Below are 14,617 nucleotides of genomic sequence, written 5' to 3' on the forward strand. Positions count from 1 at the left end.
AATTAAATTCTCGACATAAGAATTTTTCTTATCTCCCTAAGGGAAGCTTCAACTAGATAACGGGCATAAGGGTTGAACAGATAAAGTAATCCTATGAACATAAATGTCGAAATCACGGCATTCAGTAACATCCACTCATAACTCACGTTTTTCGATAATTCCAACATAGCCAAAACCACTATCACCATCGCCGAAACTGAGGACGTAATTTCCTTGTAGGGAACGCTGAAGTTATATAATCTTTTGCTTAATTTGTATGAGGAAAATAGCATCCAGAGGGAGTTTATAAGAAGACCTATCGTCATCATAGCCGAGATCTCGTAAGGTTTAGTTCCTTTGAATAAGTATACAAGAGCTGTTGACACCGCAATTCCAATTATTGAAAACGTAAGATTCGATTTATTTAATGATGCCGTATATCCCTTAAATGAAAGATCGTCATCAACCCCCATACTTTTATCGATCATGAACACGGAATAGTAAAAGATCGTGTATAGATTCCTTGCGAAATTAGATACTGACAAAAGTACGATGGTATAGATAGACATAACATACTCAGGTCTTATATGATACAGAAGTGCGTGAGCCTCGACAATAGTAAAGACCATAAAAAGCGCAGATGTAACAAAGTAAAGCTTTAATGAGGTCTCTACAACATCTTTAGATTTAGTTTCGCCTAGTTTTGCTATCAGACCATCGTAAACTGATTGTGACCATCCTACAATATTTGCTATAATTAAGGCTGATTCAAAATAAGATACTATTTCGGCATCTCTAGTAATTATTAAAGCCAACCAAACTAATGATGCCTCCACTATCAACTGGATGTAATAAATAATAGTAATTAGTGACTTCTTTATTATAACTAATGTTGTTTTAAGATCTATTTTTAAGTTAGCATCTACGTATGAAATGTTATATAAAGTTTGTGCAACATATCCTATAACGTATGCTAGTGCTACTCCTATAATTGTCAAGTGCAAAAAGTAAAAAGCTAGAATTACGAAGCCAAGCCTAGAGATTTGAAACAAACTATAGCCTATACCTATTGCTATAGGTTTCCTACCTCTTGCTATAGCTATGACCACTTTATTAACATAGAACGTAATAATTACTAGAGAAGAAATTAAGAAAGCAAAAGGATCATAATATCCTAATGTAGACATGAAATAAGGAATAAGAAGAATATAGACTGCTGTTGTTATAATACCAGATACTAAATTTACTATTATTGCTCCACCAACCGGTCTATTTTCAGCAGTATATCTTGATGTTAGAAGGGAAAATATATCAGACGGAATTGTAAAATAGCCCGTCACTAAAACAAATATCGATTGCCATGTAGCGAAGAGCAGTACTCCGTTCCTTAGACTACTTAAATAGTGGGCTACTAAATACATGAAAACGAATGATAAAGGTGACGTAAATAACCTCAGACTTAAGTTGACCAGCCCAGTATAAACCAGTCTCACTCTACTCTTCTCGGTATTCCCTTGTTTTTCCATTCGAAATCAATTTGTTTAGTTCACAATATAAAATGTTTCCAACACTTTACTGTTAGTTATATTATAATATTCACAACTGACCCCCAGTTAGTCTTTATGCTAGCTAATCATATTGCCTAAAGTACCTCCAGTTAATTCTTTAATCACATAATATTTATTTAGGTTTAATGAGTGCTAAGGACATCTTGTGGAGACTGATAGACAACGATATACCCCTTTCTGATGACGATTTTAGAACATATTTAGTAAAAGACGGTACAATCACGGAAGAAGACCTTAAGGTATGGAATGAGGCGGTAAAAAAGGTCAAGGAAGCTTACAAAAAACTAACTGCTACACATATCGCAGTAAAATTACTTAATGAATCCTTAAATCTATTAAATTCTATAAATCCTAAGAAGCCTTTTCCACCTGACACTAAAGTCAGATTTGAGGAAGTTAAGCAAAATATAAAGAAAGTAATAGAAGAACTAGGGAAATAACAATAGGAATAATTTAGTTTTATTTAACTTTTGACAAAAAAGTCTCTTATCAATTCCCAAATAATACCAATTTTTTTTAATTCCCCTATAAGCTAACTAAACATTTCTTCAACGTATTGTCTTATAAGCTTTGCTGATCCGGGAGGGATGAAAATTAGATAATTTTAAAAATAGTTTAGGACAGTAAAGCTTATAGGGAAGTCTTATGGGCCTCTCTAAGGCAAGTCTATCGATTAGAGAAGCTTACGGTCAAGCTATGGCAGTTACAGCACCATTGGGTAGTGTAGTTTCCACAACTACTGCTGCAATAGCGTATGCTGGACAAGCAGTAGTATTTGCGACAATCCTCGCTTTGATAGGAAGCGCATTATGGGTTTATACACTCACTAGATATTCAACCCAGTTAGCTTCAGCTGGTGGTTTCTACACATATGGAGCGGCAGCGTGGAGACGAAAAACAGTAGCTTATTATGAAGCTATATTTGAGGTAATAGCTTACTCTAGTCTAAACGCAGTTAATGCTTTAACTATATATCTCGTTCTTGACATAATACTCCAGTTATTAAACATAACTTTACCTCCTTACGCGCTAGGTTTGGCAATACTTGTGGGTTTAGCTTATCCTACAATAGCCTCATATCTTATTCACATCAGAAGGTTACTAAGTTATATTGTTAGTGTGAGTGCGACATTAGAGGTCATTTTCCTTTACGCTCTCTTTGCTTACGCAATAGCTACGAAAGGATTTAATCCCGCATTCTTCATTCCCGCTCCAGGTACTTCATTCGGCACAATAGGAACCGCAATGATATTATCTATTGTAAGTATATCTGGAGCTGGGGCTGCTACTTATCTAGGAGAAGAAACTAAGACACCCAGAAAGAACATAACAGCCGGTATATGGTTAGCCTTAATATTAGGAGGAGGAGCAATATTAGCTGGAACTTATGGTTTGGTAGCATTATGGAACGGCTCTTTTTCTTCACTATCAAATTATCCTCAGCCACTTTTATACGAACTCTTCAGATTCGGACTACCTATTGTTATGCTTGGACTTGCGTTGTCTGTAAACAGCTTGCTAGCATCTAACATAGGAACAACTGTAGGAGCATCTAGAGTACTATTCAACTTAGCTAGAGAAAAAGTAATGCCTAAAGTTTTCGAAAAAGTCAATAAAGAAAATGAACCTATTGTCGCAATAATGATCGTTGGGCTGATATCAGCCTTATTCACATTAATCCCGTTGATTGTTACAGGTTCACCAGAAAACGCGTTCACCGAAATAAGTGTTATATCAAGTATATTCTGGCTAAGCGGAAGGATAATTGATGGTTTTGGTGTCCCTCTTCTATACTGGTTCATAGGAAGACTAAATATAGCTACAGCTGTTATTCCAGTGGTCTCATCTTTGATTAACTTGATCGGCATAGGTCTATCAGTTCAGATACCTGATACATTCCAAACAACAACATTAATAACTATCCTATCGGTAGCAACACTATGGTATATCTTAAAAGGTAGATACGGTAAGCCTGGAACGTTGGTAGTAGATGATAATAACGAATTGATAACAATCGATGAGTACTTAAAGAGATACAAACAAACTGCAAGAATAGCTTAAGGTTTTTCCGAGGAAAATATTAATTTTTCGACTTTTATTCCATCTATAATAAGACTCCTTAAACCTTTAAAATACACTTAATACAAATCATATAGTATGTCAAACGAACAACAAAAAGTGGAAGAACAAGAGAACATTTTCGAATTGCTTGAAAAAGCTAAGGACATATTCAAGCAATATGGGACATTCTTAGGAGAGTTTAAAGCACAAAAAGTTGTATTTATAGGTGACACACACGGTGCAATTGATATTACTAAATACGCCTTTGACAACTTTTACGATAAAGTAGATCTAATAGTATTCCTAGGCGATTATGTAGATAGATACCCACCTAAAGGTGTTGAAAATTTACAACTTATATTAGAAAAAATGGTTCAAACGGATGGTAAAAAGGTTCTGGTTTTACGCGGAAATCACGAGAGCCCAATTACAAACTATTATTACGGCTTCTATGATGAAGTGAAGCAAAAGTTTGGTGACGAGAATGTGTATGAAAAATTCAAAGACTTCTTCTCTTACATGCCTTACGCAGCCGTAGTTAACGGATATTTTTGTGTTCATGGAGGTTTACCGTCTAAAGTTGATAGTGACGGAAATCTAGTCTTAGGTATTAATAGCGTAGATGACATTAAAAAATTGCCTTACCCAGATACTGAACCTTCGGATACTATAGCAATGCAGTTGCTTTGGAATGATCCAAGAGAAGGATTAGAAGAGCTCACATTTGTGCCAAACATAAGAGGTGAGGGAATTTACTACTTCGGGAAAAAAGTAGTGGACCAGTTCCTGTCACAAACAGGTCTTAAGGGGATTATAAGAGGGCACGAGGCTGTAGACGGATTTAGGATCGATATAGATAAAAAGATAATAACAGTCTTCTCTAGCGTATACCACGGTCAGTCTGCGGGAATATTGTACATAAATGGAGATGAAATAAAAAGAATACTTATAGGTCAGGATAAAACAATTTATGAACTAAATGGACTGTAAAAGAAATGAAAAATCAGTTTTAGCTTAAAAACATTTTTAGCTGAAATGCTTCCATGTACCTTTCACTACCCAAACTGGTTCATCTACAACATCCAATTCTCTAGGCTCTACTTGCATACTCTCGATCGCTTTTTCATTTATAGAGACACCTATTCCAGGTTTCTCAGGAATTTTTACATGTCCGTTATCAACCTTAGTCTCATCATATATTATATCTCTCTTCCACTGAGGGAACCAATCGTAAAAGTTTTCCAGTAAATACAAGTTTTTAACAGTTGCACTTAACTGTAAGGAATAAGCGTTTTGAACAGAACCAAATGCATTATGAAAAGCCACTTCAACGTCATTAGCCTCAGCAAGACTTACAACCTTTTTACCTACAGTAATCCCACCGATATTGCAGAGGTCGGGCTGTATTATATCTACCAATCTTTCACCAATGTAAAACATTGCCTCCTTAAGACTCACTAATCTTTCACCTAGTGCTACTTTGAGCGAAGTCACAACAGACTTATATTTTCTCAAACCCTCTATATCCTCATGGTGAACCGGCTCTTCCATAAAAACTGGACTGTATTTTTCGAGTCTTTTTGATATAGCTATTGCACTATTAGCATTAAAACGTCCGTGATGTTCAATTAGTATATCCACTTGATCACCAACTGTTTCTCTTACAGCTCTTACCCTAGCTTCGGCTTCCTTCAATCCTTTTTCGTCAATCCAGTCATAATAAGGACCGAAAGGATCAAATTTCAATGCTTTATATCCCATGTTCACTACTCTTTTAGCCTTTTCAGCAAAATCTTCAGGATATACCGCATCTTGATACCAACCGTTAGCGTACACTGGTATTTTGCCCCTCACCTTACCGCCAAGTAATTTGTATATAGGGGCTCCTAGTTCTTTCCCCAGTATATCCCATAGAGCCTGATCTATTGCACTAGTAGCTGTAGCTGACTCAAAAGATCTCGCTAAGTAGAAGTCTTGTTTGTACCACTCATGGTAATTTTTCTCAGGCTCCTCTGCTTCTTTTCCTATATAACCCTTAGCTACTTGTTTTATAGTATTATATACGTTAATAACTCTAAGTGTAGGGACAGCTTCTCCATATCCTATCATTCCATCTGAGGTCACTACCCTTACAAGTATCATCACTGAAGCCCATGTGGCACTCCCTTTTTCGGGATGAGCTAATAATATAGGCTCTATTTGAGAAATCTTTGACATAAGAAAAATCTCTATTCTACAGTTTTAAGTTTATCAAAACAGACAAAAAATGTTAGTAGGGAAAAATTAGCTAATCGGAATATAGTTCACTGAGATCTTAATGTAATAGCCAGATAAATTAGTGGTACTGTTTTGCGAAGCTTCAGCGTTAAATAACTCTTTATAGCCTTCACCATTAACTAGGAACTCGGCGGTAAGGCTCTTTTCAGTTAGGGCATTATTAGATGTAAGGCTTACTAGTAATGCCCCACCATATTTGTTTATAATCTCTAAGATGCCACTGAACCCTCCTATACTTGTCTCATTTTCTTTGATCCACATAGTATTATTACTCGAAGAATAGGAGATACTAAAGTAGTAATATAATCCTAATGATAGTGTACCGTTCTGAATATAAGTCAAGTTGTAAGGAATTACATTGGGATTGGATATTGGAGTTTCAAACGCCGAGAATTGTAACAGTATAGGATAGTTGCCTCTTATGACCATTGTGGAGTTTACTAACCCGCTTTCTAGTGAATATTCGCTGAACGTTTCATCTAGATATGCTTTCTCATATATATTATTAAAAGTCTGATATGCAGTAAACCTACCTTCTTGTGTTACTAGAGAATATTCAGTACCGCTCTTAAACTTCAAAATTGCCGAGTAATTTACGAGGTAGTTCCCTACCTCTTGATAATATATTCCTGAGAACCCAGCAGTAAATATGGGCGTAGAGTCTACGTATCTTGTATAGCTCGTTAACAACTTGCCTGAGATAAGTGGATTAGAAGTGTTAACCCATAGTATTAATACGCCTGCAATATCCCAATCAAAAGCAGTAGACCCAGTGATCTGTAAGGTCTCCCTTAGATTTGTGACATGAACCGTAATAACACCCTTATTACCTAGAGCTAACATAGGAGTAAGGTCAATTATATACGGTGTATGAAATGCTAATGTATTAATGGATGGCATAGGTTTCCACCAGAATAGGTCTATTCCTCCAGTATAGATAGTTTGGTACGGGTTTACCACACCGACAAGGCTACCATTGTAATATACTTCAATACTTCTTGTAGCAGGCTCATTGGTGTACCAGAATTCGTCAAGCCCTCCTCCTTCTTCATAAATCAGTAGTTTCATCATATATGTTCCGTTAGGAATATTAACTATTTGGCTAGTGGAGGGGTTTAAAGGATTAAGAATGGTATAAGAGTAGTTATACTTAGACACGAAGAGAGGGATAAACACATTAGGTAAGCCCTTGGGTTCGATACCGGGATACAATAATAGAGTAATATTAAGATGGTAAACACCCGTTATGTTTAGCTTAGCATCATAGAAGTTCTCAATGACGGCTTGAAACGTAACATTTCTGCCCACTAATAAGTTCTCAAACATGGTTAAGTCTACAGAAGCGGTAGAATTATTGATCTCTTGAGTAGAGCCCCAAAATATAGGGACACCATTAATAAATATGTAAACCTGCCTATCGTATTGAATACCGTTACTTTCCGAAATACTAACGTTCATTATAACCATGCTATAACTACCATTAGGAACATTAATGGTGAAGTTCTCTGGCGTCAAACCGGTGTTATTAAATATTGCATTGGTGGCTACATGAATTATAACTGGTGTAACGTTAGGAGGCTTTACCTCGTAGGCTTGGAAGGAGTAATACTTAGGGTCTGTAAACCCTTTAAGGATAGGCGAGGTGATGTTATAAAAGAGTTGAGGCCTAGAGATTGTTAAGGTATTTTCATGAATATTTACAGTATTTAGAGAGTAATATGTAGGAGAAAAAACTATAAGAAAAACTAAAAATGAAACGAAGAATTTTCTCATTTCATTTACCACTTTTGCCACCTCCCTTCCTAAAGGTTATAATTATAGCTAAAACGGACAAGATTATAGCTACCAAACCTAACGATAACGCTAATGTTCTAGTTGAACTTACCGAAGAAGCTACTGATGACGATAAACTCTGGAACGGATATTGATTATCTACACTAAAGGAAAGATCATAATACATACCATTATAAACCTTGAGTGAGACAGCATTCACTCCAGAAGGCATCTCGGTTGAGTTAAACGGTATCTTAACTTCTACTCCGTTAATTCCCTGACTTACACTAAAGTTCACCGGTTTACCATCCACTAGAACTTTTATGATTTTCAACACAGAGGTGTTATAATTGGTTATATTAGCCAATATGTAGGACGTAGGATAGGTGATTTGATTGGGGTAGGAAAGTTGAGGCGTTGGGAAGTTGCTTATTTTACTAACATTTATAAAACTCGTACCAGATGTAACTATACTGCTATTTACGTATTTCAGAGCTAAATTTATATTCTCAAAAGTTACCGAACTCAATGTTATATTAGAACCCATTGAGTATATCCCTACCTGATTATTCTCTATTTTCGTATTTATTAACTCTAAATTAGAATTTAAAGAAGTAATAGTTGATATTGTTGATCCCTCTACAATCACAGTTGAGTTCTGAGATACTAGGGAACCTATTATTGAATTCTGTATCATATATTTTCCGTTTGAGAGATTTAGAGCTGGAATATAAACTCCTTGAATCTCATAAGTACCATCTACTTCAGTTATCAACGGTAAATACATTATTTTTGATGAGCCTAGATTTAGTGATGGCAAATAAACATAAGGTTCAACCTGAACATATCCTCCATAAGATAGAGAGTTGTACCCATTATAGCTTGCCCCGGATATAGCTATTTTCCAAGGACCAGCCAGAGAGTATATAGAGTTCCCAATATATACAGTAGCATTTATACCTCCCGGCACTCTAAGTAAACCCACCCACTCTTTCAATGTAGAGTTATATTGAAGTGGAACCTCGTTTTCAGACTCTAAAAACATCTGTTGATTCTCGTTCTGATATGGTATTAGTGTAACTGTAAATATACCAGTAGTTATCTCGGTTCCGTTAGGATAAGTTATATTAGCATAGACTTTTATGTATTGGCCTTCGAATACTTGACCTACGCTTTTAACATCTACAGATGCAGTTGAGGGAGAAACATAGAAGTAAGTAGTGTAATTCATCTCTTCTAAGCCTATAGACCCGTTATAAAACCCTACTACTACTACTCTATAGAAACCTGGTGAAGCATTCACTGGGACAGTAAAATTACCCTCTTGGAAACCGAACAAATTGTAGACGCCGAACTGGGTTGCTTCAGTTGCAGGTGTTAGGTTCACTTTACCAACTAAATTCCCCTTAGGCGAGTATATATATGCCGTTACGTTACTTGTGAATATACCTAATCCAAATTGATCATATGTAAAAGCTAATATGGTAATGTTCTGACTAGGTGAAATTGATGGAAATCCATCATCAATAGGAGTAAAAATCAAAGTGATCAAGTTAAGCCCTCCTATGGTCTCATAAGAGAATGCGCTGCCGTAGGTATCATTAACAAACATTACAAAAACTCCTTCTTTAGACGGAGTGACTACAGCAAATACCCCTTTATATAAACCTGGAGTGGAAGTAGGTAAAAGCGTTACGTTATATACCACAGCATTATTTTGAACGAAATGAGCTTCTAAGGATACATTGGCAGGGGTTAAATTAGGATAATACACACAAGCTTCGATAGAAAATGGAGAGTTAGGCGGTATAGATAGACCGTAGGGGAAAGGCACCGGTGAAATTATGTTAACTGAGAGACCTATGTCTATCTCATAAGCTCCGACTCCGCTTAATTTGCCAACTGTTCCGTTCACTACTATATACCATATGTTTGGAGGATTGCTGGGTTTAATTGTGTATACTGCCTCCCAGTAAGAGCCGTTAAAGATCAGAGGTAACGAGGTAAGTAATCCCTTGGTCGTATATATGTAAGCATTAAAGCTTCCATTCGTAACCTCGGTTCCATTAGGATAGGATACCTTAGAAATAATCATGAACGTAGAATTATACATAAACCATGGATATTGAACGTTAGGTTCCACAGCTGTAACCGATACGTCCAGCCTTGGTATCGATTCATAATATTCAACAGCCTTAAGTAACCAGTAATAATCAGGAGACCCTAACCCAGTTACCAAGTTATAACCTGAATGAGCAGTATATAGCCCGTTAAACCCAAATGTAACTTGATGGAAAGCTTTCTGATATAATGTGGAGTTAGAGTATATCCAGTAAAGTATGTCATTCAAGAGCCCTATTGGTTTATGAGTCTGAGATATTATATCCGCTACAATACCAGCCCATATAGGAGAGGATAAACTAGTACCTCCTATTACTACCTGCTGTCCTAAAACATATACTAATTCGCCAGTATAGGGATTAGCAACAGCTGCTACATCTGGACTTGACCTAGTGGAACCGTTGATCATTATTTGGTACCATGGTTTAGGATATATTTCGCTATAACCTCCGTCAGAGGCTACATACGGGAAGAAGAACATGTTATCAAAAGACCAAGCTGTTTCATACCCGTAAGTTGCTGTAGAATTTTCTGTCGATAAATACCCTGATGTCACGTTAACGAATAATGTCGTTCCTCCTACAGCAGTTACAAAAGGACTTGTGGCTGGATAAGATACACCACTATAAGTTGAAAGCCCTCCTGCCGTTGCACCCTCGTCGCCAGATGATGCCAGAAAGGTTATTCCTTCAACAGTTCCTAAGGCGAAGTAATAATCCCAATATGGTGTATTTGGATAAGCTGTCCCCTGAAAAACGATAAACAGTCCAGATGCACCTAAAACGTTCTCAGGAATACCAAAACTCATCGACACTACTTGAGCAACATCATTAGAGACAATATAATCTATTGCCTCAGGGATAAACGTAACACTTGAAGGAACTACCAAATCGATGTGTGCAAAAGGAGCTATAGAATGAGCTGTTTCAACATCTAAAGCTGTCTCCAAATACCAACCAGTAGTTAAACCGAAAATAGGATGATAAGGACCTATTGGAGTAATGGATATATTAGCTGAAGGTAAATGAAACTCCTTATCGAATAAAGCAAGGTCTTGTAATATTGTTGGATCCCCGTAAGCATCAATTATCGCTATTGTTACATTCTTTCCTCCTTGTGTAATGTTATAAGCACCAACTATATCTTGAGGAGTGTACATATTAGCGGCGAATGATAGATACTTAAACCCAGTCACGTTAGCTATTGCGGAATTAATATAAGGTATGAGAGTATTCCCCTTTACTTTTCCTAACTCGATCAGGTTTAGTTGATAGTTTACGTTAGTATAGTTAGTTAGACCTTGAATCATAACACCACTAAATTCGGACGGAACTATTGGTTCTGTCACAGGCATATAATAGAAAACATTACCATCTTTATATAGAGCTAATTTAGTATGGAACGCATCTTCTACTTGATATACATATCCTTCAGCTATAATGGCGAAGGGACTCTTATAGACAAGTTGGAAACCATTTTCATTCAAGAATTTTATTATCTGATCCTCCTTATCCTTTTGGGCAAACATTGAAAATAATTGCGGAGTAGGAATTGGCTTTATCTGATGGTAAGCTACTTCCTGAGCTAATAAGTAAAGTTCATTCATATTTTTAGGCGGTATGAGGATGCCTATACATATTGGTTGTTGAGGGTTCAAATAGCCTATAAGTTGTGAGTTCCCAATTTCTGGTCCTACATAAGATGCATAAGTATTTGTAGATATGGCAAAGAATGTTAACAGATCTAACATAAAAAGTATTAAAAGAATTACCGAATGTAGTTTTATCATATCATAAAACGTTTAAGTAAAGTAATATAAAAACGTTAAACTAAAAGCTCACTAATGTATTTTCCATTTAGAAACCAGAAAGGATAGAAAAATAAGGAGGTGAGTCACAGAGAAAAATCTTTTAGATTAAACTTAACAGTTTATGTAGTAAATCCTGACTGATCACCTAATACTCATCTTCATTGCTTCTTCTCAAATGTAGTCTGAGGACTTCTTTTTAGGATAAACTGCATAGAGAATGTATTCTGGAACTAGACCCTTTGTCTTAAGCCTTGAGCTTACTTTTAAGAAATAATACTAACTAAGTGTTCTTATGAGTACTTATTATTGAGGGAGAAGAAATAGTTTAGGATAAAATAAAAATGATAATACGAAGAAAGATCCATTATTCGATCGCAAGAACTTTTAGATCACGCTGTTATTAACAGCTGGTCTTAACATAATATCGGTTAATCTAGTATTACTACTAACTTTAAGGATCATGAGGAGCGAGTAGAAAAGGAGTTTTTCGGTGAGACTTTTCAGTTTACCTAAATAAATCGGGGCGTAACAGACTTTATATGAAAAAATTAAAGTAAGTCACTGAGACACTTCTATCTTTTCCCTTGAGGCTTCCTCTAGGGGTTTCAGCTTAGGCTCTGGAATAAGTGCATACGTTAGTATGGCTCCTATCACGCTCAGTATTGCGAGCATTATAAGTATTTCCTTTATCCCTATTGCAGCTAATAATGATGGAAATAAATATGTGGCTATTGCAGCACCAAACTTTCCAGAAGCTGCTGATATACCATGACCAGTTGTTCTAAATTTAGTTGGATAAACTTCAGCTGGGATTACAAATGTAGTAGTATTTGCACCGAAATCTATGAAATAGAAAGATAAGGAGTAAATGATAAACGCTAACGTCGGAGCTATAGTGAAACCTTCTACCTTTGTCCCTTTCACCACCATAACTGAAGCTACCACAACATAAATTATTGCCAGAACGATAAATCCTTGAAGTTGTATCAATTTTCTACCAAGCTTATCTAACAAAGCAACAGCAGTAAAGTAGCCTGGTAATCCTGCTAAGAAAGGTACTCCACCTAAGAACAATGCTTTAGCTAAATCGGACTGAAACTCGCCTAGAGATAATGTGGTTGCATGGGAAGGGAACGGGCTCCCGAACACTGGAGCTAAAGCCGAAGAAGAGTATACACCAGTTCCATAAAGGGCTATATCGATTAAAAACCACGATCCGGCAGTCCCTATCAGAACGGGCCAGTAAGTAGATAAGAACTCATTAACTCCTTTATGTCCGCTTCTCACGTTAGAGTTTGCCTCAATATCAGTTCCTAAATATTTAGCTGCCTTCTTAGCTTCTTCTGTGCTACCCTTAACTAAAAGAGAGTATCTAGGAGTCTCTGGGACTTTCCTCCTCAGATATATTACCGTTGCTGCGGGAATAGCTCCTACTCCTGCCATTACTCTCCAGGCTATATCGGGAGGAAATATAGTGGCCGATATAACACCTACAGCAAGTGCAGCTACTGAACCTATGCCCTGGTTAGCAAAGACTAAGGCGACTAACTTTCCCCTATCTTTTACGTTTGCGTATTCACTCATTATTGTAGCAGATATTGGATAATCTCCACCTATTCCTAGTCCCAGTATAGACCTGAAGAATATGAGCGAAGGTAAGTTCCATGCAAATGCACTTAACAAAGCACCAATTGTTAGCAAAGGTGCCTCAATACCGTATACGGCTTTCCTACCTAATTTATCTCCTAAAAATCCGAAGATTAGTTCGCCAAGTACTGCAGTTATTATCGCTGATGAACCCAGAAGACCTGTCCAAAAGGCGCTATTAGGGCCTATTAAATAATTTGTGAAGCCGGGCATTGACATTCCGTAGTATTTATACGCATCATTAAACGTAGCCAAGATAAAGGATATAACTAATAAATCATAGGCATCAGTAAAAAAACCCATTCCGGCTGTATACCATATCTTTATGTGGTTGAATGTTAACTTTAAAGAATCCATATTCTTAAAGGGACTGTTTGACATTTCGAATATCTACACTCGATACATAAATATAATACAGCAGTTATGGGACTTTAACGTAACTTAAAGATTTTCATCAGCCCCGGCGGTCCACCTAAATAACGTTCAACGAACCTGAGGAACGCCTCCACGCTCCTCAGGTTAAGTGCCCCCACCAGCTCCCTGACAACATTGGTCATGATGGTGAAGATCGTGAGGTAACCCTGAAGCCTCTCTCTCCTCCAGAACGAAGAGTCCTCCAGTCCAAGGGCCTTGGCGTCCCTGTGAAGCTTCTCGATCTCCCACCTCATCCTCCATGCCTCCTCGATCTCCTCCTCGCTGAGCGAGAGATCGGTCGTGTAGAGATATCTGACGTGTGTCCCGGAGTCACCTTTATATTCTTGGACTAGCAATTTTACTGTAATCACTCGGTCTCCCAGGGTCAGGTCGGCGTAGTAGACTCCGGGGGGTAGGTCCCCCACTCGGAGGTGTCCCTCCACCTCCTCGAGGGTCCCCCGGACCGACTCGACCCTGAGGAGCCTCCGGTTAGACTTGAGCTCAGACACCACGTTGTCCGTCACGAGCTTCTCCGACCAGTACCATGAGTCGAAGACTACTCTGGACACGCGGAAGTACCCCTTGAGCACGTCCAATATCTCCCTGGCCATCTCGATCTTGGTCTTGAACTCGGTGACCATCCCCAAGTCCAACATCTTCCTCACGGCGTAGGGGAAGGCTCCCACCATGAACGCCCTGCCCGTGGAGAGGTCTACTATGGCGACCGTGAGGAGCTTGACCCTCTCGAACCTCCCGTGGGCGTGGCAGTAGATCCAGTAGTTTCCGTGGGGGCTCACGTCCTTCCCCCTAGAGTACTCCTTGTGGTCCACGGTGTCGTCTATGATGACGACAACCTCACCCTTCACCAGCCCCGACAGGACCTTCAAGTAGTCCTTCCACGCGTCTTCGAGTTCTCCCAACGCCTCTAGCAGGTTTGCGTAGTCTAACCCGAACGTCTCAGCAGCAT

9 protein-coding genes are annotated in these 14,617 nt (G+C 37.9%); 3 read left to right on the forward strand and 6 right to left on the reverse strand.

Annotated features, from left to right (window positions below):
* Positions 1 to 2: 2 nt before the first annotated feature.
* Positions 3 to 1,505 carry a hypothetical protein gene (locus WIW52_RS03305; RefSeq protein ID WP_337708607.1) on the reverse strand — a complete coding sequence of 501 codons (1,503 nt, stop codon included), beginning with the start codon at positions 1,503 to 1,505 and terminating at the stop codon, positions 3 to 5.
* A gap of 167 nt (positions 1,506 to 1,672) precedes the next feature.
* Between WIW52_RS03305 and WIW52_RS03310 the strand changes: the two genes are divergently transcribed.
* From WIW52_RS03310 to WIW52_RS03320, 3 genes are all read left to right on the forward strand, one after another.
* Entirely contained in the window at positions 1,673 to 1,987 is a 315-nt protein-coding gene (locus tag WIW52_RS03310; RefSeq protein WP_337708608.1) for a hypothetical protein, read from the forward strand.
* Positions 1,988 to 2,192: 205 nt separating this feature from the next.
* Positions 2,193 to 3,608 carry an APC family permease gene (locus WIW52_RS03315; RefSeq protein WP_337708609.1) on the forward strand — a complete coding sequence of 472 codons (1,416 nt, stop codon included), beginning with the start codon at positions 2,193 to 2,195 and terminating at the stop codon, positions 3,606 to 3,608.
* Between the two features lie 96 nt (positions 3,609 to 3,704).
* Positions 3,705 to 4,598: a metallophosphoesterase gene (locus tag WIW52_RS03320; RefSeq protein ID WP_337708610.1), complete on the forward strand. Its 894-nt coding sequence runs from the start codon at positions 3,705 to 3,707 to the stop codon at positions 4,596 to 4,598.
* Between the two features lie 36 nt (positions 4,599 to 4,634).
* On the opposite strand, the gene WIW52_RS03325 is transcribed toward WIW52_RS03320, so the two are convergent.
* The 5 genes from WIW52_RS03325 to WIW52_RS03345 all read right to left on the reverse strand — a co-directional run.
* Positions 4,635 to 5,840, reverse strand: coding sequence for a mandelate racemase/muconate lactonizing enzyme family protein (locus WIW52_RS03325; RefSeq protein ID WP_337708614.1), 1,206 nt, complete (start codon positions 5,838 to 5,840; stop codon positions 4,635 to 4,637).
* Between the two features lie 51 nt (positions 5,841 to 5,891).
* Entirely contained in the window at positions 5,892 to 7,658 is a 1,767-nt protein-coding gene (locus WIW52_RS03330; RefSeq protein ID WP_337708615.1) for a peptide-N4-asparagine amidase, read from the reverse strand.
* A 1-nt stretch (position 7,659) separates the two neighbouring features.
* Positions 7,660 to 11,568: a protease pro-enzyme activation domain-containing protein gene (locus WIW52_RS03335; RefSeq protein ID WP_337708611.1), complete on the reverse strand. Its 3,909-nt coding sequence runs from the start codon at positions 11,566 to 11,568 to the stop codon at positions 7,660 to 7,662.
* Between the two features lie 579 nt (positions 11,569 to 12,147).
* A complete protein-coding gene (locus WIW52_RS03340; protein WP_337708612.1) occupies positions 12,148 to 13,617 on the reverse strand; it encodes an MFS transporter in 1,470 nt (489 codons plus the stop codon).
* Between the two features lie 50 nt (positions 13,618 to 13,667).
* The coding region (locus tag WIW52_RS03345; RefSeq protein WP_337708613.1) for a transposase at positions 13,668 to 14,617 on the reverse strand (950 nt) is incomplete at its 5' end.

The organism is Stygiolobus sp. RP850M (assembly GCF_037389295.1).
In the GTDB taxonomy this organism is placed as follows: domain Archaea; phylum Thermoproteota; class Thermoprotei_A; order Sulfolobales; family Sulfolobaceae; genus Stygiolobus.